This window comes from Bradyrhizobium roseum (genome assembly GCF_030413175.1).
Taxonomy (GTDB): domain Bacteria; phylum Pseudomonadota; class Alphaproteobacteria; order Rhizobiales; family Xanthobacteraceae; genus Bradyrhizobium; species Bradyrhizobium roseum.
The window spans coordinates 1,817,642-1,840,952 of sequence record NZ_CP129212.1 but is presented as its reverse complement, the minus strand read 5'-3'; the positions used below and the strand labels follow the sequence as shown (position 1 = coordinate 1,840,952).

The window sequence follows — 23,311 nt, the reverse complement described above, 5'->3', positions numbered from 1 at the left end:
CGAGATGCGCTCCGATGAACTCACGACCAAGATGATCCACCGGATATGTGAACAGCGCCGCCAAATTATCTCGTCACGATTGAGGCCGCCAAAAGCGAAGCATCTCACGATAACACCCCTGCTCGATCTCCTCGATCAGCCCACGTGCGTTCGGCTTCCAGCCAAGCTGCCGCGCGCGTCTGGCGCGGACGCGGCTGTTGGAAGCCATGGTGTCTTCCGTAGTGCCCTCGCCCCATTCGGCGGCGGCTTCGGTCATGGACATCGCGGCGGGCGGTCCCGCGAAACCCAGCATGCGGTTGATGGCGACGCAGGCGTCGCGCATCGAGAGTTCGCCGTTCTCGGCGAAATAGAAGCTGCCGGCCGGGGCCTTCTCGATCGCCAGCGCGTAGAGCGTCACGAGGTCGTCGATGTGCACGTTGGACCAGACGTTCTCGCCGGGCCCGGCGTGCGCCGCGTTGCCGCGCTTTTTGGCGAGCTTGATTAGCAACGGGATCTGCACGCTGTTGGGGTTGGCCCCAAGTCCGTCGCCGTAGATCAGGCTCGGACAGACGATGGCCGGGCGGCAGCCCTTGTCGCGATAGGCGAGAATGAACTCGTTGAGCGCGACCCGCGCCGCGCGCGCCGGTGACGGCGTGATCGGCGTGTCCTCGTCGAACACCGCATCGGAGCGCCCACCCTTGGCGCGCGTGCCGACGATGCTGGAGCCCGAGGTGTGGACGAACAGTTTTCCGCTGCCGGCAAGAGCGTCGAGCAGTGCTGTGACGGCGCCCTTGTGGTCGGCGCTCGCGGCATTGACGACGATGTCGGCGGTGCGCGCCGCCTGCGCGAGGACGGCGCTGTCATCGAGCGTGCCCATCACCGGCTCGATGCCGCGGGCACGAACCGCCTCGGCCTTGTCTGGCGAGCGCACCAAACCGCTCACCTGATGCCCGGCGGCGATGAGATGCGCCGCTACCGATCCGCCGATATAGCCCGACGCGCCCGTGCAGAAGATTTTCATTTTACCTACCATAGCCCGCCGTCGTCATTGCGAGGAGCGACTTGTCCGCCGTAGCTCGAAGAGCGAAGGCGGAGGCGACGAAGCAATCCATACCTCGTCACAAAGAAAGGTGGATTGCTTCGCTTCGCTCGCAATGACGAACAAGTACGACTGTTCAGCCCAGATGCTTCTTGAAAAAATCCGTCGCCCTGCCCCAGGCCAGTTCGGCGGCCTGGCGGTCGTGCACGGACATCCGCTGCTCGTTGACGAAGGCGTGCTCGGCGTCATAGCGAAATATCTCGAGCGACTTGCCGGCGGCCTTCATGCCCTTTTCGAAGGCGTCGACCACCTGCGGCGTGCACCAGTCGTCCTTGTTGGCGAAGTGCGCCTGCAACGGAATCATCACGTCCGCGGGCTTGGCCGCCTGCTCCGGTGGAATGCCGTAGAACACAACGCCGGCGGCAAGTTCCGGAATTTTGGCCGCGCCGATGATGGTCACCGCACCGCCGAGGCAGAAGCCGGTCAGCCCGACCTTGGCGCCGTTACGCGACAGGTATTGCACGGCGCCGCGCACGGTCTGCGTGGTGGCGTCCATGAAATCCAGCGAGTTCATCTCTTTGCCGGCCGCGTCCGTGTCGTGATACGGCACCACCGTGCCCTTGTAGAGATCGGGCGCCAGCGCATCGAAGCCGGCCACCGCGAAGCGGTCGCACAGGCCCTTGATCTGGTCCTGCAGGCCCCACCATTCCTGGATCACGACCACGCCCGGCGCATTGCCGCGCGCGGCGTTGGCGAGATAGCCGGCCGCATCCTTGCCGTCCGGCCGCTTGAAGGTGATGCTGGTACCCATGAGGTTCCTCCGTATGATTTCTGGCTGATTGGCTGGCATTTTGTCCGCAGCGCGTTTCGGAAGCAATCGCTCGATACGTGCGCGCATGTCGGGTCAGGGCAACAAAAAAGCCCCCGCAGGGGCTTTTCCGAAACGTGCGACCAAGAGGTGATCAGTGGGCGTTGGCCCAGACCTTCTTCTTGGTGAAATACAGCAGGATGGTGAGCAGGATCAGGAACACGAACACCTGCAGGCCGAGCGCCTTGCGCGCCTCCATGTGCGGTTCCGCCGTCCACATCAGGAACGTGGTGACGTCCTTGGCATATTGCGCCACCGTCGCCGGCGAACCGTCGTCGTAGGTCACCTGCCCGTCGCTCAGCGGCTTCGGCATCTTGATGGCGTGGCCGGGGAAATACTTGTTGTAGTAGGAGCCCTCCGGCAGCGTAAAGCCGGCTGGCGCGTTGTCCTCATAGCCCTGCAGCAGCGCAGCCACGTAGTCCGGGCCCTGTTCCTGATACTGCGTGAAGAAGTCGATCAGAAACATCGGGAAGCCGCGGCCGTAGCTGCGCGCCTTGTTGATCAGCGACAGATCCGGCGGATAGGCGCCGCCATTGGCCGCGCGCGCCGCCTGCTCGTTCGGGAACGGCGACGGGAAATAGTCAGCGGGCCGGCCCGGCCGCTCGAACATATCACCGGCGTCGTTCGGGCCGTCCTTGACCTTGTATTCGGAGGCAAAGGCCGCGGCCTGGGCGACCGAGTAACCGGGGCCGCCAGGTTCGGCGAGATTGCGGAAGGCGACGAACGACAGGCCGTGACAGGACGCGCAGACCTCCTTGTAGACCTTCAGGCCGCGCTGCAATGCGCCGCGGTCGAACTTGCCGAAGGGGCCTGCAAATGACCACTTCTCGCCGGGCGGCTTGGGTCCGCCTTCCGCCGCGCGCGCGCTCTCGGCGCCGCCCAGCAGCAAGCCGCCGGCGACCATCAGCGCAATCACGCTCGACACCATCGTCGCAGCCTTGCCGCCCGACTTGGCCAGCACGTCGTCGGCGATCGAATTCGGCACCGGACGCGGCTTCTCGATTCGGGAGAGCACCGGCAGCAGGATGAGGAAGTACGCAAAGTAGAGGAACGTGAGGATTCGGCCGACGATCACATAGATGCCTTCCGGCGGCTGGGCGCCGAGATAGCCGAGCCCGATGCAGACCACGACGAACATCCAGAAGAACTGCTTGGCCAGCGGACGGTACTTCGACGAACGCGTCTTCGCGCTGTCGAGCCAGGGCAGGAACGCCAGGACGACGATCGCGCCGAACATTGCGACGACGCCGGCAAGCTTGTTCGGGATCGAACGCAGGATCGCGTAGAACGGCAGGTAATACCATTCCGGCACGATGTGCGCGGGCGTAACAGCGGGGTTGGCCGGGATGTAGTTCTCGGGATCGCCGAGATAGTTCGGCATGTAGAAAATGAACCAGGCGAAGAACAGCAGGAAGCAGGAGACGCCGAACGCATCCTTCATGGTTGCATACGGCGTGAAAGGCACGGTGTCCTTTGCGGTCTTCGGCTCGACGCCGGCCGGATTGTTCTGGCCCGCGACATGCAGCGCCCAGACGTGCAGCACGACCACGCCGGCGATCACGAACGGCAGCAGAAAGTGCAGCGAGAAAAAGCGGTTCAGCGTCGGATTACCGACCGAATAGCCGCCCCACAGCAGCGTCACGATGCTCTCGCCGAAATACGGCACGGCCGAGAACAGGTTGGTGATGACGGTGGCGCCCCAGAAGCTCATCTGGCCCCACGGCAGCACGTAGCCCATGAAGCCGGTCGCCATCATCAAGAGATAGATGATGACGCCGAGGATCCACAGCACTTCGCGCGGCTCCTTGTACGACCCGTAATAGAGTCCGCGGAACATGTGGATGTAGACGGCGAAGAAGAACATCGAAGCGCCGCAGGCGTGGATGTTGCGCAGCAGCCAGCCGTAGTTGACGTCGCGGACGATCAGTTCGACCGACTTGAAGGCGAGATCGGCGTGCGGCGTGTAGTGCATCGCCAGGATCACGCCGGTCAGGATCTGCACGCCCAGCATCATCGAGAGGATGGCGCCGAAGGTCCAAAAGTAGTTCAGGTTACGCGGCGTCGGGTACGCCACGAACGAGGAATGCATGAGTCCCATAATCGGGAGGCGCCGTTCGATCCACTTCAAGGCGGGATTGGTCGGCTGGAAATCGGATGGTCCGCTCATTGATGCGATCCTGAGGAAGTAAACGACGCGACGGATTAAGGGATCCCGGGCTGGCGCCCGGGCCGTTAGCCGATCTGGATTTTGGTGTCGGAAACGAATGTGTAGGGCGGCACCGGCAGATTGGTCGGCGCAGGTCCCTGACGGATGCGGCCCGAGGTGTCGTAGACCGAGCCGTGGCAAGGGCAGAAGAAGCCATCGTAGGCGCCCTCATGGGCGATCGGGATACAGCCGAGGTGGGTGCAGATACCAATCACGACCAGCCATTGGTCATGCCCCGCCTTGACGCGCGCCGAGTCGGGCTGCGGATCGGGCAGGCTCGCAAGCGCAACGTTCTGGGCCGCTTCGATCTGCTTCTTAGTACGGTGGCTGATGTAGATCGGCTTGCCGCGCCAGAACACCTTGATGTCCTGCCCCTCGGCGATCGGCGTCAGGTCGACCTCGATCGGCGCACCGGCCGCGATCGTCGAGGCGTCCGGATTCATCTGGGAAACCAGCGGCCACACCGTGAAGGCCGCACCGACGGCGGCGACGGATCCCGTTGCAACATAGAGGAAATCACGGCGTGTCGGATGGTCCGCCGAAGACGCTGTCGTCACGATTCCAAGCCCTTTCTTGTCTGCAGCCGGCGCAACCGCCCCGGACACGTTGAACACGCGGCCTGAAGTGGCTGCCGGCGCCCGCGGCCCCCGCGGCGGCAGAAAAACCGCTGTTCCTTCCCCCAAATCCCGGCGGAACTAGCAGTCCAGAATCGTTCTATTGGCACCCTTGCCGTAAGAGCGCAAGCCCGCTATCGGCTGGCAAACGTGCAATGCACTAAATCCGTACCGCGCCGTGATTTAATCCATACATGCCGCCCGCTTTTCCGCAGCCCGACACCATGCACATCGCCCTGTTCCAGCCCGACATCCCCCAGAACACCGGGACGATTCTGCGCCTCTGCGCTTGCTTGGGCGCGGCGGCCCATATCATCGAGCCGGCTGGATTTCCGATCTCGGATCGGCATTTCCGTCGGGCGGGAATGGATTATCTCGATCACGTCGCCCTCACCCGGCACGACTCATGGTCAAAATTCGAACAATGGCGTAACGAGGCCGGATTCCGGCTGGTGCTGTTCACCACCAAGGGGGCTGATTCCTATCTGGATTTCAGCTACCGGCAGGACGATATCCTGCTGTTCGGGCGGGAATCCGCCGGGGTAACCGACGAGGTCGCCGCCGCGGCGGACGCCCGGGTGGCGATCCCGATCAGACCGGATTTGCGCTCGCTCAATGTGGCCATGGCAGCCGCCATGGCATTGGGCGAGGCGCTGCGGCAGACGGAACGCCCAGGGGCGGGCGGCACCGGTTTCACGGAGAAGGTGTGAGCTACGCGGTCAAAGAGATCTTCCTGACCTTGCAGGGCGAAGGCGCGCATGCCGGCCGCGCGGCGGTGTTTTGCCGTTTTTCAGGCTGCAACCTGTGGAGCGGCCGCGAACAGGATCGCGCGACCGCCACCTGCCGGTTCTGCGATACCGACTTTGTCGGCACCGACGGCACGCTCGGCGGCCGCTACGCCACGGCCGACGAACTCGCCGACGTGATCGCCGGGCAATGGACCGGCGACAACACAAACCGCTATGTGGTCCTGACCGGCGGCGAACCGCTGCTGCAGGTTGATGCCCCCTTCATCGACGCGCTGCATGCGCGCGGCTTTGCCATCGGCATCGAGACAAATGGCACGATCGAACCGCCCGCCGGAATGGACTGGGTCTGTGTCAGCCCGAAAGCCGGCGCGGGGCTTGTGGTGCGCCGAGGCCACGAGTTGAAGCTGGTCTATCCGCAGGCGGGAGCGGTACCGGAAGATTTCGCGGGGCTCGATTTCGAACGGTTTTCGCTGCAGCCGATGGACGGGCCCGACGCGATCGAAAACACCGCCCGCACGGTCGACTACTGCCTGCGCCATCCGCAATGGCGGCTCAGCCTGCAGACACACAAGACGCTCGGCATCAGATAGGAACCAGAAACTCAAGATGTGGGAACTGACGAAATCGTTTCGCTTCGAGGCCGCCCATTCGCTGAAAGGGACGACCTTCGGCGCGGCCAGCGAGGAAATCCACGGCCACTCGTTTCGCGCCGAGGTGAGCGTGCGCGGCACGCCCGATCCGCAAACCGGCATGGTGATCGATCTCGGCCTGCTCCAGCGCAGCATGGAAGAGGTCCGCTTGACGCTCGACCACAAGCTGCTCAACAAGGTCGAGGCGCTGGGCACGCCGACGCTGGAAAACATTTCGCGGTTCATCTGGGAGCGGGTCCAGCACGCCGGCAAGATCACGCGCGTCAGCGTATTCAGGGACAGTTGCGGCGAGAGCTGCACATACTTCGGGCCGCAGGGGTAGATCGTCATTGCGAGCGAAGCGAAGCAATCCATCGCGTCACAAAGCGGAAAAATGGATTGCTTCGTCGCTTCGCTCCTCGCAATGACGGGGAGAAAGGGAATTCCCCATGGACATGCCGCTGATCGACGACCGCAAGATGCGCGCACGCGCCTGGTTCGAAACGTTACGCAACGACATCTGCGCTGCGTTCGAGCGGCTGGAGGACGATGCGCCGGCTGCGCTCTATCCGGGGGATGCCGGACGCTTCGTGCGCACGCCCTGGGAACGCACCGACCATACCGGCAAGCCCGGCGGCGGCGGCGTGATGTCGATGATGCACGGGCGGCTGTTCGAGAAGGTCGGCGTGCACTGTTCCACGGTGCATGGCGAGTTCGCGCCTGAATTCCGGGCGCAGATTCCGGGCGCGGCCGACGATCCCCGTTTCTGGGCGTCGGGCATCTCGCTGATCGCGCACATGCATAACCCGCACGTGCCGGCCGTGCACATGAACACCCGTTTCGTTGTCACCACCAAGGCATGGTTCGGCGGCGGTGCCGACCTGACGCCGGTGCTGGACCGGCGTCGCACCCAGGAGGACCCGGACACGCTGGCCTTCCATCAGGCGATGAAGGAAGCCTGCACCGGATCGAACGGCGTTGCCGACTACGACAAGTACAAAAAGTGGTGCGACGAATATTTTTACCTGCCGCATCGCAAGGAAGCCCGCGGCATCGGCGGCATCTTCTACGACTGGCACGATTCCGGCGACTGGGACGCAGACCTCGCCTTCACCCAGGATGTCGGCCGGGCCTTCCTGAAAATCTATCCTGAGCTGGTCCGGCGCAATTTTGCGCTTCCCTGGACCGACGCCGACCGCGAGGAACAACTGATCCGGCGCGGGCGCTATGTCGAATTCAACCTGCTGTATGACCGCGGAACAATCTTCGGGCTGAAAACCGGCGGCAATGTGGATTCGATCCTCTCGTCGATGCCGCCGCAGGTAAAGTGGCCATGATCGCATGATCAGTTGTCATGACCGGTCGCTAGGTTGGGACCGGTGTCATGTAGTCAAGGAGCTGATCTATGGATTTGAAGCCTGGGGATGTCGTCATGCTGAAGTCGGGCGGCCATCCGCTTTGCGTGGAGGAAGTCAACGACGGCAAGGCGGTGTGCGTCTGGATGGGCAATGAAGGCGATCTCTTCCGCGAGACGCTGCCACTGGTGGTGCTCGAAAGCGCCGAACTCGATCTGGACGACGACGAGGAAGATGAGGACGATGAAGACGAAGATGAAGACGACGAAGAGGAAGAAGACGAGGACCACGGCAAGAAGAAGAAGTCCTGAGTGATTTCCGGCGTCGCCCCGCATCCTAAGGCCCGGCGACGCCCTTCGGGGCATTGGACCCCATGCAAAGTATCTGATATTCGCGGCGATCGGCCGCGAATATTCGCTGGCCTCGGCGCTGAAAGCAAAATGGCCGCGAAACGATGACCCAACTGCCCCGTGCCATGCTCATCGACATGGATGACACCATCCTGTCGGCCTATGGCCGTCCCGAGATCGCCTGGCACAACGTCGCCGCGGAATTCGCCGCCGAGTTCGGACCGTTCACATCGCAGCAGGTCGCGGCCGCAGTGCTGGATTCGGCGCGCAAATTCTGGTCGGTCGCCGGCGCCGAATGGCGGATGAAGCTGGACGAGGCGCGGCGCTTGACCGTCGCCGGCGGATTTGCCGTGCTGGCCGCTGACGGCCATGCGTTATCAGAGGATCTCGCGGTGCGGCTCGCCAACCGCTTCACGGCCTACCGCGAAGAGGAAATGTTCGTGTTTCCGGGCGCGCATGACGCGATCGACGAGTTGAAGGCGCGCGGCGTCAAGCTGGCGCTGGTGACCAACGGCGCGGCGGGCTCGCAGCGCGCCAAGATCGAACGCTTTGCGCTGTCGGACCGTTTCGATCACATCCAGATCGAGGGCGAGCACGGCTTCGGCAAGCCGGAAGAGCGCGCCTATCTGCACGCCATGCAGGCACTCGGCGTCACCGCCTCCGAGACCTGGATGATCGGCGACAATCTGGAATGGGAGGTCGTGGCGCCGCAGCGGCTCGGCATCTACGCGATCTGGATCGACGTCCATGGCGACGGCTTGCCCGCGGACTCCCCGGTGAAGCCCGACCGCATCATCCGCTCGCTGACCGAGTTGCTGAGCCCTGTGGATAAAAACCTGTAAAACAACCCCATGCAAAGTAGGATGGGACCCGGCCTCACCCCGTTCTGCGCCCGAAATCAATGCCGCAGCGCCACTGATATCATGACGCGCCGCCGACGATCACGGCGGCATCGAGGATCAGCGAGAGGTCGGCAAAACCCGACAGCAGGTTCACAGCCGATGATCGCGGGTGAAGCGGGCGGCGGCCTGGTCAGCGATTGAGGCAATCGCGGATGCTTCGAGCGGAAAACCCGCGGCCATCCAGGCGTCTTCGGCGAGCGTCAGCACATGGCCGAGCGCGGGCCCCTCGGCAATGCCGCGGGAAATGAAATCGGCCGCCCGCAGCGGAAATTTAGGCGCGCTCCAGCGCTGCGGCAGCGTGGCGAGGTCGCGCCATTGGACGGCGCCGTTGCCTGTGCCCCCTGCCCGCGCCCATGCCAGCATCAGGCGGTCGCGGTAGGGATCCTCGCCCAAGCGATAGAGCAGCCGCCGCGCGCGGGCCTCGTCCTTGCCGGCGAACCGCCACCAGCGATGGCCCATGGAGTCCAGCGCCTTGGTTTCCGCGTTGGAAAGCCGAAGCCGCACCGAAACACGCTTGGCGTCCTCGGTAACGGCAACGGCGAGCGCGGCGAGCCGCCGCACCGCGTTCGGTGGCAGCGTCAGCGCATGTTCGACCGCGACCATCGCCGTGAACACGCCGGTATACGCAACGCCGCCGATGATCGACTGCAGCAATCCGGCATCCGCCATCGCCTGCACCGAAACCGCGGCACGCTCGGCAACCAGCAACTTCAGCATTTCCATGCGCACGCGCTCGGCGGAAAGGCTCGACAATCCGGCGCGTCCGGCGATGCAGGCGAGGTATCCGGCACGGTCGGGCTCACCCTCGCCGTAGGCGGCGTGCATGCGGAAGAAGCGCAGGATGCGCAGACAGTCCTCGGCGATGCGCTGGCCGGGGTCGCCGATGAAGCGCACGCGCCTGGCCGCGATATCGGCGAGTCCGCCGACATGGTCGTGCACGACGCCGCCAGCATCGATCGACAGTCCATTGATGGTGAAGTCGCGCCGCTCCGCGTCGCGCACCCAGTCGCGCCCGAACGCCACCTTAGCCTTGCGGCCGAAGGTCTCGGTATCCTCGCGCAGGGTCGTGACCTCGAACGGGTGGGATTCGACGACCAGCGTGACCGTACCGTGGTCGATGCCGGTCGGTACGCATTTGATGCCGGCCGCCCTGGCGCGGCGAACGACCTCGTCGGGCAGCGCGGTGGTCGCGATGTCGATGTCGCCCAGGGGAACATGCAGCAGCGCGTTGCGCACCGCGCCGCCGATGACGCGGGCTTCCTCCCCATCGCCGTTGAGCAGGGCGAGCACGCGCGCGGCCGGACCGGAACTGAGCCAGGGCGCGTCCGACAGCACGCGCGCCTCGCTCATTTCTCTACTCCGTCGACCAGCCTGCCGTTCTCGATATGCGCCGGAATGTAGGTCGAATCCGGCGGCGCGCCGGAAAATTGCGCGAGAAAGACGAAGCTGATGACGACCAGCAGCAGCGATCCCAGCACCAGCTTGGCGACGAGATGCGCCGGCCAGGACGACGCCGTCAGCACGCCGGAGCGGGTGGCGAGAAGAAACACCGCATAAGCTGCGAACGGAATCAGGAAGATTCCGATTTCGGTCAGAACTGGACGGATCATGCGAGATAAATCCGCTCATACAGCACGCGCAGGATACCTGCCGTCGCTCCCCAGATATAACGCTCGGCGAACGGCATGGCGTAATAGGATCGCTCCATGCCGCGGAATTCCTTGGAATGGATCTGGTGGTTTTCCGGGTTCATCAGGAACGACAGCGGCACCTCGAAGGCGTCGACCACCTCGCCCTCGTTGATCGTCAGCTCAAAGCCGGGCTTGACCCGCGCCACCGTCGGCAGGATTCGAAACCCGAAGGCGGTGCCATAGAGATCGAGATAGCCGATCGGCTCGATGAAGTCGCGCTTGAGGCCGACTTCCTCCTCCGCCTCTCGAAGGGCCGCGTCGAGCGGCGAAGTATCGGTTGCGTCGATCTTGCCGCCGGGAAAGGAAATCTGGCCGGCGTGGCTCGACAGATGCGGCGAGCGCTGCGTCAGCAACACGGTCGGCTCGGGATGATCGACCACCGGGATCAGCACCGCCGCCGGTCGCACTGGCTGCTCCTGCGCCACGATCTCGAGCATGCGGTCGTTACCGGAGTCGCCGGTTCTCGGAATGATATTGGGATCGACCAGGCCAGGCGGCACGTCGAAACTCAGTCGCGCCTGGCTGCGCGTGAAAAACTCCGTCGCGCTGATCGGAGCCGCCTCCATCTTTTTCAATATCGGCTCGTTCAAACTGCGTCCCTCACCTGCTTCGCATCCGCCATCGCAAAGAACTCGCCGCCGGACTCGATGCCGAACATCGCCTGACCATCGACCACCCGCTCTTCCCCCATGTCAACCAGATCGTAATAGAGCGCGCGGGTCACCTTCGCCCACAGATCGGCACGAACGTGAAGGTAAGGCGTCAGCCCGCCATCGGCGGCCATCTCGAATCGCAGGCGGTGTCCGGCATCGCACGGCACCCAATCGTCGACATTGGTGCGAAAGCGCAAGAGCCGACCGCCATCGCCGGCCTCCTTTTGCATCTCGACCGCGAGGAACGGCGCGTCGTCGACGCGAATGCCAACCTTCTCGACCGGGGTCACGAGAAAGTGCTTGCCGTCCTCGCGCTTGAGGATGGTCGAGAACAGCCGCACCAGCGCCGGCCGACCGATCGGCGTACCCAGATAGAACCAGGTGCCGTCGCTGGCGATTCGCATGTCGAGGTCGCCGCAGAACGGTGGATTCCACAGATGGACGGGAGGCAGACCTTTTCCGGCCGGCGTAGCGTCGGAGGCCTCCCGTGCTGCGACGGTTAGTCCTTCGAGACCTTGGCTGCTGGTTCGCCCTTGCTTCGCCATTGTTTGCCCTGACTCTCAGCGGCTCGATCTGGCACGATTGGTGCAAGTCTCGCGCTACGTGTTCCTGACGATTTGTTCCGTATTATTGCGGATCAAGTCGCCATAACGTGATGCCGTTCATACCCCGAAATGCCGATAATGTGGGGATAGTTTAATTCAACGAATACATGGCCTTTGCACAGGTTTAGCATGAGGCTGGTTTAGCACTAGGATCTTGGCATGACGACGCAACCGGCGGTGTCATGGAGCGGTCAAGGAGAAGCAGATGGCGAGCGCAGACGGTGTCGAGAAACTCGAGGACGCGATCGTTCGTTCAGCCGAACAGGTCGCCGGCCAGATTCGCGCCGCAAAGGAAGCGATCTCCACCGTCATCTTCGGCCAGGACCGGGTGATTGAAAATACCCTGGTGACGATCCTGTCCGGCGGCCATGCGCTGCTGATCGGGGTTCCCGGCCTCGCCAAGACCAAGTTGGTCGAAACGCTCGGTGTCACGCTCGGGCTTGACGCCAAGCGCATCCAGTTCACGCCGGACCTGATGCCGTCGGACATTCTGGGCGCCGAGGTGCTGGACGAAAGCAATTCGGGCAAGCGGTCGTTCCGCTTCATCGCAGGCCCGGTGTTCGCGCAATTGCTGATGGCCGACGAAATCAACCGCGCCAGCCCGCGCACCCAGTCGGCGCTGCTGCAAGCCATGCAGGAACAGCACATCACCGTTGCAGGCGCGCGGCATGACCTGCCGAAACCGTTCCACGTGCTCGCCACGCAGAACCCGTTGGAGCAGGAAGGCACCTACCCGCTGCCCGAAGCGCAGCTCGACCGCTTCCTGATGGAGATCGACGTCGACTATCCCGATCGGGACGCTGAACGCCGCATCCTGTTCGAGACCACCGGCGCCGAAGAGACGCTCGCCAAGGCGTCGATGAACGCTGAAATCCTGATCGCGGCGCAGCGACTGGTGCGGCGGCTGCCGGTCGGCGATAGCGTCGTCGAGGCGATCCTGTCGCTGGTGCGCGCCGCGCGCCCCGATCCCGATGGCGGCGACAAGCTGATCGCCTGGGGACCGGGTCCCCGCGCCAGCCAGTCGCTGATGCTGGCGGTGCGCGCCCGCGCGCTGCTCGACGGCCGCCTCGCGCCCTCGATCGACGACGTGCTCGATCTCGCCGAACCCATTCTCAAGCACCGCATGGCGCTGACCTTCTCGGCGCGCGCGGAAGGTCGCACCATTCCCGACGTGATCAAGCAATTGAAGACGCGGATCGGTTGATGGCCGCAGAGACCAGCCACGAGACCAGGGAGATTCTAGCAATCCGACGTGCCGATGGCGAAAGCCGAACGCTCGCCGCTTCGCTTCCTCGTCTCGTGCTCGAAGCCCGCCGTATCGCCGCCAACGTCATCCATGGCCTGCATGGCCGGCGCCGCGCCGGGGCCGGCGAGAGCTTCTGGCAATATCGCCGCTTCGTGTCCGGCGAGCCGTCGCAGAATGTCGACTGGCGCCGCTCGGCGCGCGACGATCATCTCTATGTCCGCGAACAGGAGTGGGAGGCCGCCCATACCGTGTGGCTGTGGCCCGACCGTTCGCTGTCGATGGCGTTCGCCTCCAAGGGCGCGCGCGACTCCAAGCTGGAGCGCGGGCTGATCGTGACGTTCGCGCTCGCCGAGCTGCTGGTGTCGGGCGGAGAACGCGTCGGCATTCCCGGCCTGATGAACCCGACCGCCAACCGCAACGTGATCGACAAGATGGCGCAGGCGCTGCTGCATGACGACGCGGCGCGCGCGAGCCTGCCGCCGTCGTTCGTGCCGTCGGCGCTGGCCGAAATCGTCGTGCTGTCCGATCTGTGGTCGCCGATGAGCGAGATCAGGCTGATGCTCGCGGGGCTTTCGGCCTCCGGCGCCCATGGCTCGCTGATCCAGGTCGTCGACCCCGCCGAAGAAACCTTTCCCTATGCGGGCCGCGTCGAATTTGTCGAGCCGGAAGGCTTTGGCGTCGTCACCGCCGGCCGTGCCGAGAGCTGGGCCAGCGACTATGTCGCGCGGGTCGCCCTGCATCGCGACGAGATCCGCAGCGAAACCAACAAGCTCAACTGGCTGTTTTCGACCCACACCACCAGCCGTTCGGCGGCCGAACTGCTGCTGTTCCTGCATTCGGGCATGATGGCGGCCAAGGGCGGCCCGGGCGGCTCGACCGTCAAGGCGGGGCGCAGCGCATGATCGCAGGGATCCCCCTCACCTTCGCGCAACCGCTGCTGCTTCTGGGCCTGCTGAGCTTGCCGGTGCTGTGGTGGCTGCTGCGCGTGATGCCGCCGCGGCCGCGGCGGATCGAGTTCCCGCCGACGCGGCTGCTGTTCGACATCCGCCCCAAGGAAGAAACCCCGTCGCGCACGCCGTGGTGGCTGACGCTGCTGCGGCTGGCCGCCGCCGCACTCGTCATCCTCGCCGCCGCGGGCCCGATCTGGAATCCGCAGACCGGGGTCGGCGGCAGCAATGCGCCGTTGGTGATCCTGCTCGACGACGGCTGGAGTGCCGCGGCAAGCTGGGACACGCGGGTCAAGGCCGCGGATGAGCTGATCGCCAACGCGGACAACGACCGCCGCGGCGTCGCGCTGGTTCCGTTGTCCGAGACCACGCGCGACATCACGCTGATGCCGGCCGGCACCGCGCGGGTGGCACTGCGCCAGATCTCGCCAAAACCCTGGTCAGTTGATCGCGTCGACACGCTCGCTGCCCTCGACCGCTTCCTGAAAAGCACCGGCGATGCCGAGATCGCGTGGCTGTCGGACGGCGTCGATACCGGGCGCGGCGCTGAATTCGTCGAGACTCTCGCCAAGACCATCGGCGAGCGCAAGCTGACGCTGTTCGAAGGCGGCGCGGTTCCAACACAGGCGCTGGTCGCCGCCGAAAACGCCGCGGCCAAGATGACGGTCAAGGTACTGCGCGCCACCACCGGCGTCGCCGCCGGCGTGGTCCGCGCCATCGACGCCAAGGGCGCGCCGATCGGCGAGGCACGCTACGCGTTCGGCATGCAGGATCGCGAAGCCGAAGCGGCATTCGATCTGCCGGTCGAACTGCGCAACGACATCTCGCGGCTGGAAATCGCGGGCGAACGCTCGGCCGGCGCGGTGCAACTGCTCGACAAGCGATGGCGGCGGCGCGCGGTGGGCGTCGTCACCGGTGCAACCAGCGACACGGCCCAGCCGCTACTGGCATCCACCTTCTATCTGACCCGCGCGCTGGCGCCATTCGCGGACGTCCGGCTCGGCGACCGCGGCGCGGCGCAACAGGTGATTGCGCAGTTCCTCGATCAACGTTTGCCGATGATCGTGCTCGCCGATGTCGGCACGCTGTCGCCGGAAATCCGCGAGCGGCTGAACGCATGGATCGAACAGGGCGGCGTGCTGGTGCGTTTCGCCGGTCCCCGGCTGGCGCAGGCCGACGACGACTTGGTGCCGGTGAAGCTGCGCCGCGGCGGACGCATCCTGGGCGGCAGCCTGACCTGGGAAAAACCACAGCACCTGGCTTCGTTCGCCGCCGACGGTCCGTTCGCGGGCCTCGCGGTGCCGAAAGACATCACCGTGAACCGGCAGGTGCTGGCCGAGCCGGACGCGGTACTCGCCACCAAGACCTGGGCCTCGCTGGAAGACGGCACGCCCTTGGTGACCGGCGAGCATCGCGGCAAGGGCATCGTCAGCCTGTTCCACGTCGGCGCCGACTCACGCTGGTCCGACCTGCCGATGTCCGGCAGTTTCGTCGAGATGCTACGGCGGATCGTCGACATGTCCGGCTATACGTCGAAGCCCGGCGCGGGCGTCGCCAGCGAAACCACCAATGTCGAGACCGTGGCGCCGCTGCGCACCCTCGACGGCTTTGGCGCGTTCGGACCGCCGCCCTCGACCGCCAAGCCGATGCCGGCGGACTACCGCGACCGCGCCACGCTGGATCATCCGCCGGGCTTCTACGGCCCGGCCGATGGCCCGATCGCGGTCAACACGCTGGCCGCCGCCGACCGCATCGCGCCACTTGAGACGTCCGCGCTGCGCGCGCAGCGCGCCACCTATACGAATGCGGAACCGCGCGATCTGCGCGGCATCCTGCTGTCGTCGTCGCTGGTGCTGTTCCTGCTCGATGCGATCGTGGTCGCGGTGCTGGGCGCTGGGCTGGCCGCCTTGTGGCGACGGCGCGCGGCGACAGCGGCCGTTCTGCTGGCCATGATTCTGGCGGCCGGCGCAATAACGCCCTGGCCGGCGCGCGCGCAAGGCAATAATCAGGGCAAGCAAGGCAACGACGAGTTCGCCATCAAGGCGGTTTCGCAGACGCGGCTCGCCTATGTCGTCACCGGAAATGCCGACGTCGATTCCATCGTCAAGGCCGGCATGGCCGGACTGACGCTGTTCCTGGCGCAGCGCACGGCATTGGAGGCCGGCGATCCCGTCGGTATCGACCCCGCGCGCGACGAACTGGCGTTCTTCCCGCTGATCTACTGGCCGGTGGTGCCGGGTGCGCCGAAACCGCCGCAGGATGCCATCAACCGGATCGAAGCCTACATGAAACAGGGCGGCACCGTGCTGTTCGACACCCGCGACGCGGTCGAAGCGCCGCCCGGGGAAAACGGCGCGGCACAGACGCCCGGCATGCAGACGCTGCGGCAAATTCTTTCGTCGCTCGACGTGCCCGAGCTGGAACCGGTGCCGCGCGAGCACGTGCTGACCAAGACGTTTTATTTGCTGCGCGACTTCCCCGGCCGCTTCACCTCGGGCCAGACCTGGGTGGAAACCCTGCCGCGCGAGGAGGACGACGATGCGGCCTCACGCCCGGCGCGCGGCGGTGACGGTGTCTCGCCCCTCATCATCACCTCGAACGATCTGGCCGGCGCCTGGGCGCACCGCCCGGACGGGCAGCCGATGCTGCCGCTGACGCCGGGTGAACCGCGCCAGCGCGAATTCGCCTTCCGCTCCGGCGTCAACATCGTGATGTACACGCTCACCGGCAACTACAAGGCCGACCAGGTGCACGCGCCGGCGTTGATCGAACGGTTGGGGCAATAGGCCATGCAGTACGGCATCGCGTTCACCCCTCTCGTCCCGACCATCGTGCTGTGGATCGCGCTGGCCGCGATCGTCGTTATCGCGGCGGTGCTGCTGTTCGGACGGGCGCGCGGGGCCGCCGTGCGCGTCGCCGCGCTGGCTTTGATTTTGCTCGCGCTCGCCAATCCCTCCTTCACCCGCGAGGACCGCGAACCGCTGTCCTCGGTCGCCGCCGTCGTGATCGACAAGAGCCCGAGCCAGAATTTCGGCACACGCAATCAGGAGGCGGCGAAGGCGCAGGAAGCGCTGGTCGACACGTTGAAGAAAATCAAGGGACTGGAAGTGCGCGTCGTCGAGGCCGGGCAGGCCGACGGCGAAACCGACGGCACGAAGCTGTTCGGCGCGCTGTCCTCGGCGCTGTCGGACGTCCCGGTCGAACGCGTGGCCGGTGCGTTCCTGATCACCGACGGCCGGGTGCACGACATTCCCGCCAACGCTGCCGCCCTCGGTTTCCAGGCGCCGGTGCATGCGCTCGTCACCGGGCGCAAGGACGAGCGCGACCGCCGCATCGCGATCACGGCGGCGCCGCGCTTCGGCATCGTGGGGCAGCCGCAGACCATCACCTACCGGCTCGACGACCAGGGAGTCTCCGGCCAGCGCGCCAGGATCGTGATCCGCCGCGACGGCGAGGTGATCAGCGAGCGAAATCTCGTCAGCGGACAGACCTCCAATGTCGAGGTCGATATCAAGCATGCCGGGGCAAATATCGTCGAGATCGAGGCCTCGCCGCTCGAGAACGAGCTGACGCTGGTCAACAACCGCGCTGTCGTTGCCATCGAAGGCGTGCGCGACAAGCTGCGCGTGCTGCTGGTGTCCGGCGAGCCGCATTCCGGTGAACGCACGTGGCGCAACCTGTTGAAGTCCGACGCCAGCATCGACCTCGTGCACTTCACGATTTTGCGCCCGCCGGAGAAACAGGACGGCACACCGATCAACGAATTGTCGCTGATCGCGTTTCCGACGCGCGAACTATTCCAGCAGAAGATCAACGAATTCCAGCTGATCATCTTCGACCGCTACGCCCGCCAGGGCGTGCTGCCGATCGCCTATTTCGACAACATCGCGCGCTATGTCCGCGGCGGCGGCGCGGTGCTGGTATCGGCCGGCCCCGATTACGCCTCCACCACCAGCATCTGGCGCACACCGCTCGACACGGTGCTGCCGGCCGAACCGGTCGGCGTCACCGAAAAGCCGTTCTACGCGCACATCAGCGACGCCGGTAAACGTCATCCGGTGACGCGCGGCCTCGAAGGCTCCGCCAGCGAGCCGCCGCGCTGGAGCCGGTTCTTCCGCACGGTCGATACGCGCAACGCGATCGGCGCGCCCGTGATGACGGGCGCCGACGGCAAGCCGCTGCTGCTGCTGTCGCGCTTCGGCGAAGGCCGCGTCGCGCTGCTGCTGTCGGACCACATCTGGCTGTGGGCGCGCGGCTTTGAGGGCGGCGGACCGCATCTGGACCTGTTGCGGCGGACCTCGCACTGGCTGATGAAGCAGCCGGAGCTCGACGAGGAAGCACTGCGCCTGCAGATCCAGGGCAAGGACCTCGTGGTGCTGCGCCAGACTATGGCCGACAACGTGCCGCCGGTGACGGTGACATCGCCGAGCGGTGCTACCAAGGAGCTTGAGCTGACCGCTAGCGAGCCCGGCACCTGGCGCTCCACCCTTCCCGCCAACGAACTCGGGCTATGGCAGGCCACCGACGGCGCGCTGAAGGCGCTGATCAATGTCGGACCGACCAATCCCCGGGAATTTTCCGAAGTCACCTCCACCACCGAGCTGCTGAAGCCGCTGGCGCAGGCGACCGGCGGCGATGCCCGCCGCGTGGTCGACGGCACCAGCGTCGACCTGCCCCGCGTGGTGCCGGTGCGCGCCTCCGGCATTTTCCACGGCGACGGCTGGATGGGCGTGAAGATGCGCGACGCCAGCGTGGTGAAGGGCGTCGGCGTGCTGCCGATGTTCGCCGGCTTGGTCGGGCTGTTGCTGTTGCTCGGCGCGTTCGCGGCGACCTGGCTGCGCGAGGGGCGCTAAGGTCCGCGTCGATCGTTGCGCCTTCCGCGAGGAAGTCTAGGCCGCCTCGTCGGCGCGAAGCCATCTTGGAAACGGGTCGGCAAGCCCGGCCCATTCCTTGACGTGCATTCCCGGCTTGCCCGAGACGAGACATGCATCGAGGCGCGCCTTGATGGCGTCCTCGTCCATATCGGTGCCGATGAAGACGATCTCCTGTCGGCGATCGCCATAAAGTTCGTTCCAGTTCTTCTTCAGCGATTTCCGCCAGACCGGATCGTCCGGCCAGCGTTCAGAAGGCACGTTGGCCCACCAGAACCCCAGACCTTCGGTACGGACGATGGCGCCCGCCTGGCTCAGTTCGCCGAGCCATTGTGGACGCGTGGCGATCCAGAAATGCCCTTTCGCACGGATCACGCCGGGCCAGCTTTCCCGCAGGAACTGATGGAATTTCGCCGGCTCGAACGGTCGGCGCGCACGGTAGACGAAACTGCCGACACCATACTGCTCGGTCTCCGGCGTGTGATCGCCGAAACCGTACAGTTCCTTGAACCAGAGCGGATGCTGCTGCGCCCGGGCGAAGTCGAAGCGGCCGGTGTCAAGGATACGCTCGAAGGGAGCCTTGGCGAAATCAGTCTCAACGACATCGGCGACCGGGTTGAGCGCGCGGATGATCTTGCGCGCCGCGTCCAGCTGGCCGGGGGCCGTGTCGTTGATCTTGTTCAAGACAATGACGTCGGCGAATTCGATCTGCTCCACCAGCAGATCCACGATCGTCCGCTTGTCGTCGGCACCGAGGGACTCGCCGCGATCCCTGATGAAATCGGACGAGGCGTAGTCGCGCAGCAGGTTTACGGCGTCGACCACCGTCACCATGGTGTCGAGCACCGCCACGTCGGAGAGGCTGTCGCCTTCTTCCGTGCGGAAATCGAACGTCGCGGCGACCGGAAGCGGCTCCGAAATACCGGTCGATTCAATCAGGAGGTAGTCGAACCGCTCGCTCTCGGCGAGCGCGCGGACTTCCTTCAACAAATCGTCGCGCAGCGTGCAGCAGATGCAGCCGTTGGTCATTTCGACCAGCTTTTCGTCAGTCCTTGAGAGGTTCGCCCCGCCGTCTCGCACCAGGTCGGCGTCGATGTTCACCTCGCTCATGTCGTTCACGATCACCGCCACCTTCAGGCCCTGGCGGTTGTTCAGCACGTGGTTCAGCAAAGTGGTCTTTCCAGCCCCGAGGAAGCCGGACAAGACGGTGACGGGGAGTTTTTGCATGGAGATCGAAGAGCCTGTTGAGTTGACGGAGTCCCACTGGGGAGTGGCGGGGCATGAGGGGGCTCCGAAATGTTATATTATAACATAACATTCGAAGTCGAAGGGCTGTCAACCAGGAAAATCGGCGTCAGACCAACCGGGATGATGGCCCTTATCGGTCCCCCCGCGGTGTCGTCCGCCAGCCAGACGAGACAGCATCCAAGCGCATTCGTTTGACCGAGCAAGGGAGCGCTGACGCACCGCGCGCTCGCCGCCTGAAGGTGTCCACCGTTGCCCTAATCACACAGGCTGTTCAGATTGTGCCGCCACGCAGACTGGCCCAGGTTGACCGGTCCGGCGATGCCTGATGTTATTTTATAACATCGAAGGGGTCGGAAGGGCTTCCGGCCCTTCGATGTGGGGCGCCTGTCGGCATGAAGTGGTTTCGGTCGAACATCAAATCTGGCTCGCGGCTGGCGCTGTTTGCGCTCGCGATCCAGTTTGCGTTGTCGTTCGGACATTTCCACGGGGAGATCGCCCACGCTGCGCCGGCTGTCCAGGCCGCGCTGAACGACGCGGGCGACGACATTGCTGCAACGCTGACGGCCGCAGAGGTTCCCTCCGAAGTCGCGCAGCAGCAGCCCCCCGCCCCGGATACCGACCGGCACGGCTCCGACTGCGCGATGTGCGCCGTTCTCTCGCTGGCGAACACCTTCGTGTTTGCCACGCCGCCGCTGCTGGAACTGCCGCAGGCGGTCCAACTCCTGCACGTGAGCACCGACGCCGGGTTCGCGCATCTCGGCTCGCTCCATTCCGCATTCCAGTCCCGCGCACCACCCACCTCCTGACCTCGATTGATTGACACACGCCTCAAGGGGCGCGCCGCGCCACGCGGCTGACCCACCGAGGGAAAATCGGAATCGATCCGTCGCCCATCGACGGAATCAGGATCGGGACAATGACATTTTTGAAGAAGCGAGCGTTCCATCTCGGTGGAGCAAGCGGGCTATTGCTGTGCGCGATGGCCGACGGAGCAGCGGCGCAGAATGCGGCGGCGACGCCCCTGCCTGAAATCACCGTGACGGCGCCGAGCCCGATCGTGCGGCGCAAGCCAGCGCCCCCGCAAACGCCGGCGCGCGTTACCCGTGCGGCCCCCGGCCAGAACCGCGAACGCGCTCCGGAGCCGCCAGCCGCACCGGTCGCCGCCGCGCCTCAACAGGGCATTCTGCCTGTCGTGACCGATCAGTTCGCCACGGTCACCGTGGTGCCCAACGAGGAGATCCGCCGCCAAGGCACCGCCCAGCTTGGCGATCTCCTGTTCTCGAAGCCCGGCATTACCGGCTCCACCTTCGCGCCGGGCGCGGCGAGCCGGCCGATCATCCGGGGCCTCGACGTCAATCGCGTCGGCATCCTCGAGAACGGCATCAACGCCGGCGGCGCCTCCGACCTCGGCGAAGATCATTTCGTGCCGATCGATCCGCTGGCGATAAACCAGGTCGAAGTCATCCGTGGTCCGGCGGCATTGCGCTACGGATCGACATCGATCGGCGGCGTCGTCAGCGCGACCAACAACCGGATCCCGGACGCCCTGCCCTCCTGTGCGGCCACCCCGTTCCAGAGCTACGGACTGCCGGCGAAGGCGCCGCTCGCCAACGTCGGATCACCTTCCTGCGTCACGGTCGAAACCCGAACGGCCGTCAGTTCCGTCGACCGCGGGGTCGATGGCGGCATCCTGATCGATGCCGGCGGTGGCAATTTCGCTGTGCACGCCGACGCCTATGGCCGCAAGGCCAGCGATTACAGCATTCCGAGCTATCCGTATCTGTTCGACCAAACCCGCCCGGTCAACGGCCGGCAACCGAACTCGGCGATGCAGTCGACCGGTGCATCGATCGGCGGCTCCTACATCTTCCACGGCGGATTCATCGGCGCCGCAATCGCGCAAAACGATTCGGTGTACCGCATTCCCGGCATCGAACCGTCCGATCACCTGTCCCGGATCGACGCGCGCCAAACCAAATTCACCGCCAAAGGCGAATACCGGCCGGACGCGGCGGCGATCGACGCCATCAGGTTCTGGGCAGGCGCCACCGACTACAAGCACAGCGAGATCGCGCTCGCCGATCCCACCGACCTCGCATCCCTTGGCGTACGGCAGAGCTTTACCAATAAGGAACAGGAAGGGCGCGTCGAGGTGCAGATGTCGCCGTTCAACGCGCGCTTTGCCGCCGTCACGACCGCCTTCGGCCTGCAGGCCGGACATCAGAAGCTGACAGCGCCGAGCCCGGACGATCCGGGCAGCCCGCTGAACGGGTTGTTTGACGCCAACAAGAATACCCGGGTCGCCGGCTACGTCTTCAACGAACTCAAATTCACCCAGACGACCAGGGCACAGATCGCCGGCCGGATCGAGCATGTCAACCTGAGCGGAACGACGCCGGCATTCATTCCGGAGTTGTTCGACCTCAATGCCAATCCCGCCGATATCGGTCCGCTGACAGCCCGCAATCTCACCTTCACGCCGAAGAGCGCGAGCATCGGACTGCTCCAGGACCTTCCAGGCGAAATGGTTGCGAGCATCACCGCTCAGTATGTCGAGCGGGCGCCCAAACCGGCGGAACTGTTTTCGCGCGGGGTGCATGAAGCAACCGTCACCTTCGACATCGGCAATCCCAATCTGAGCCTGGAGACGGCCAAGTCGATCGAGATCGGGCTGCGACGCGCCACCGGCCCCTTCCGGTTCGAGGCAACCGCCTACTACACCAAGTTCAATGGCTTCATTTACCGCCGCCTCACCGGCAACACCTGCGAGGAAGTTGCCTGCGTCGGTCCCGCCGATCCGGCTTTCCCGCTCGAGCTGAACCAGGCGATCTACTCGCAACGCGACGCCACCTTCCGTGGCGCCGAGTTCCAGAGCCAGTTGGACGTCGGCACCCTCAACGGCGGCATCTGGGGCATCGAGAACCAGTTCGACGTCGTGCGCGCGACCTTCAATGACGGCACCAACGTGCCGCGGATCCCGCCGGTGCGCGCCGGCGGCGGACTGTTCTGGCGCGACGCCAACTGGCTGACGCGGATCAACCTGCTGCACGCGTTCGCGCAGAACGACATCGCGCCGATCGGCGAGACGCCGACGGCCGGTTATAATCTGCTGAAGGCGGAGGTCAGCTACAGAACCAAGCTCGATCCCACCTGGTTCGGCGCGCGGGAAATGACGGTCGGGCTACTCGGCAACAACCTCTTGAACGAGAACATCCGCAACTCGGCGTCCTTCAACAAGGATGAGATCCTGCTGCCGGGCATTGGCGTGCGGGCGTTTGCCAACCTGAAGTTCTAAAGCAGGCGTGGATGGGTGGCGTTAGCCGGTGGTACCGGCTAACGTCGGCAGGATGACGGGTCGA

The 23,311-nt window shown here is 65.1% G+C and carries 21 protein-coding genes; 12 read left to right on the top strand and 9 right to left on the bottom strand.

The annotated features are described in order from the left end of the window. Positions 1 to 73 precede the first annotated feature (73 nt). The 4 genes from QUH67_RS08675 to petA form a co-directional block, all read right to left on the bottom strand. Positions 74 to 1,000 carry an NAD-dependent epimerase/dehydratase family protein gene (locus tag QUH67_RS08675; RefSeq protein WP_300946263.1) on the bottom strand — a complete coding sequence of 309 codons (927 nt, stop codon included), beginning with the start codon at positions 998 to 1,000 and terminating at the stop codon, positions 74 to 76. Positions 1,001 to 1,154: 154 nt separating this feature from the next. Further along, a complete protein-coding gene (locus tag QUH67_RS08670) occupies positions 1,155 to 1,829 on the bottom strand; it encodes a dienelactone hydrolase family protein (protein WP_300946262.1) in 675 nt (224 codons plus the stop codon). Positions 1,830 to 1,980: 151 nt separating this feature from the next. Next, positions 1,981 to 4,053, bottom strand: a complete 2,073-nt coding sequence (locus QUH67_RS08665) for a cytochrome c1 (protein ID WP_300946261.1) — start codon at positions 4,051 to 4,053, stop codon at positions 1,981 to 1,983. Positions 4,054 to 4,118: 65 nt separating this feature from the next. Next, positions 4,119 to 4,649 (bottom strand): ubiquinol-cytochrome c reductase iron-sulfur subunit, encoded by a 531-nt coding sequence (gene petA / locus QUH67_RS08660; protein WP_300946260.1) that lies wholly within the window; start codon positions 4,647 to 4,649, stop codon positions 4,119 to 4,121. Between the two features lie 281 nt (positions 4,650 to 4,930). On the opposite strand from petA, the gene QUH67_RS08655 reads away from it, so the two are divergent. From QUH67_RS08655 to QUH67_RS08630, 6 genes are all read left to right on the top strand, one after another. Then, entirely contained in the window at positions 4,931 to 5,416 is a 486-nt protein-coding gene (locus QUH67_RS08655) for a tRNA (cytidine(34)-2'-O)-methyltransferase (protein WP_300946259.1), read from the top strand. After that, positions 5,413 to 6,045 carry a 7-carboxy-7-deazaguanine synthase gene (queE, locus tag QUH67_RS08650; protein WP_300946258.1) on the top strand — a complete coding sequence of 211 codons (633 nt, stop codon included), beginning with the start codon at positions 5,413 to 5,415 and terminating at the stop codon, positions 6,043 to 6,045. Before QUH67_RS08655 ends, queE begins: the two co-directional genes overlap by 4 nt. Positions 6,046 to 6,061: 16 nt before the next feature. Next, on the top strand, positions 6,062 to 6,427 hold the full coding sequence (locus QUH67_RS08645) for a 6-carboxytetrahydropterin synthase (protein WP_300946257.1): 366 nt from the start codon (positions 6,062 to 6,064) through the stop codon (positions 6,425 to 6,427). A 106-nt stretch (positions 6,428 to 6,533) separates the two neighbouring features. After that, positions 6,534 to 7,421: an oxygen-dependent coproporphyrinogen oxidase gene (gene hemF / locus QUH67_RS08640; protein WP_300946256.1), complete on the top strand. Its 888-nt coding sequence runs from the start codon at positions 6,534 to 6,536 to the stop codon at positions 7,419 to 7,421. A gap of 95 nt (positions 7,422 to 7,516) precedes the next feature. Continuing rightward, entirely contained in the window at positions 7,517 to 7,750 is a 234-nt protein-coding gene (locus tag QUH67_RS08635) for a DUF2158 domain-containing protein (protein ID WP_300946255.1), read from the top strand. Positions 7,751 to 7,893: 143 nt separating this feature from the next. Then, positions 7,894 to 8,631: an HAD family hydrolase gene (locus QUH67_RS08630; protein ID WP_300946254.1), complete on the top strand. Its 738-nt coding sequence runs from the start codon at positions 7,894 to 7,896 to the stop codon at positions 8,629 to 8,631. Between the two features lie 150 nt (positions 8,632 to 8,781). On the opposite strand, the gene QUH67_RS08625 is transcribed toward QUH67_RS08630, so the two are convergent. The 4 genes from QUH67_RS08625 to QUH67_RS08610 are packed head-to-tail and all read right to left on the bottom strand — an operon-like array spanning position 8,782 to position 11,580. After that, the gene (locus QUH67_RS08625; RefSeq protein ID WP_300946253.1) at positions 8,782 to 10,041 is read right to left on the bottom strand and encodes a CCA tRNA nucleotidyltransferase; all 1,260 of its coding nucleotides are present in this window, start codon (positions 10,039 to 10,041) and stop codon (positions 8,782 to 8,784) included. Beyond that, positions 10,038 to 10,301, bottom strand: coding sequence for a DUF6111 family protein (locus QUH67_RS08620; protein WP_300946252.1), 264 nt, complete (start codon positions 10,299 to 10,301; stop codon positions 10,038 to 10,040). The genes QUH67_RS08625 and QUH67_RS08620 overlap by 4 nt, the downstream gene beginning before the upstream one ends. Further along, complete coding sequence (locus QUH67_RS08615; protein WP_407080447.1) at positions 10,298 to 10,948, bottom strand: CoA pyrophosphatase; 651 nt, start codon at positions 10,946 to 10,948, stop codon at positions 10,298 to 10,300. The genes QUH67_RS08620 and QUH67_RS08615 overlap by 4 nt, the downstream gene beginning before the upstream one ends. A gap of 20 nt (positions 10,949 to 10,968) precedes the next feature. Further along, positions 10,969 to 11,580 (bottom strand): DUF1285 domain-containing protein, encoded by a 612-nt coding sequence (locus QUH67_RS08610; protein ID WP_300946249.1) that lies wholly within the window; start codon positions 11,578 to 11,580, stop codon positions 10,969 to 10,971. Positions 11,581 to 11,845: 265 nt separating this feature from the next. On the opposite strand from QUH67_RS08610, the gene QUH67_RS08605 reads away from it, so the two are divergent. The 4 genes from QUH67_RS08605 to QUH67_RS08590 are packed head-to-tail and all read left to right on the top strand — an operon-like array spanning position 11,846 to position 18,686. Next, positions 11,846 to 12,844 (top strand): AAA family ATPase, encoded by a 999-nt coding sequence (locus QUH67_RS08605; RefSeq protein WP_300946248.1) that lies wholly within the window; start codon positions 11,846 to 11,848, stop codon positions 12,842 to 12,844. After that, on the top strand, positions 12,844 to 13,788 hold the full coding sequence (locus QUH67_RS08600; RefSeq protein ID WP_300946247.1) for a DUF58 domain-containing protein: 945 nt from the start codon (positions 12,844 to 12,846) through the stop codon (positions 13,786 to 13,788). Before QUH67_RS08605 ends, QUH67_RS08600 begins: the two co-directional genes overlap by 1 nt. Next, the gene (locus QUH67_RS08595; protein ID WP_300947976.1) at positions 13,788 to 16,619 is read left to right on the top strand and encodes a DUF4159 domain-containing protein; all 2,832 of its coding nucleotides are present in this window, start codon (positions 13,788 to 13,790) and stop codon (positions 16,617 to 16,619) included. Before QUH67_RS08600 ends, QUH67_RS08595 begins: the two co-directional genes overlap by 1 nt. 3 nt (positions 16,620 to 16,622) lie before the next feature. Next, the gene (locus tag QUH67_RS08590) at positions 16,623 to 18,686 is read left to right on the top strand and encodes a hypothetical protein (RefSeq protein WP_300946246.1); all 2,064 of its coding nucleotides are present in this window, start codon (positions 16,623 to 16,625) and stop codon (positions 18,684 to 18,686) included. 36 nt (positions 18,687 to 18,722) lie between these two features. On the opposite strand, the gene zigA is transcribed toward QUH67_RS08590, so the two are convergent. Next, positions 18,723 to 19,931, bottom strand: coding sequence for a zinc metallochaperone GTPase ZigA (gene zigA / locus QUH67_RS08585; RefSeq protein ID WP_300946245.1), 1,209 nt, complete (start codon positions 19,929 to 19,931; stop codon positions 18,723 to 18,725). Positions 19,932 to 20,344: 413 nt separating this feature from the next. Here zigA and QUH67_RS08580 point away from each other — a divergent pair, with 413 nt between their 5' ends. Both QUH67_RS08580 and QUH67_RS08575 read left to right on the top strand, forming a co-directional pair. Then, positions 20,345 to 20,758 carry a DUF2946 family protein gene (locus QUH67_RS08580; RefSeq protein WP_300946244.1) on the top strand — a complete coding sequence of 138 codons (414 nt, stop codon included), beginning with the start codon at positions 20,345 to 20,347 and terminating at the stop codon, positions 20,756 to 20,758. Positions 20,759 to 20,868: 110 nt separating this feature from the next. Beyond that, entirely contained in the window at positions 20,869 to 23,247 is a 2,379-nt protein-coding gene (locus QUH67_RS08575) for a TonB-dependent receptor (RefSeq protein WP_300946243.1), read from the top strand. The last annotated feature ends 64 nt before the right edge of the window (positions 23,248 to 23,311 follow it).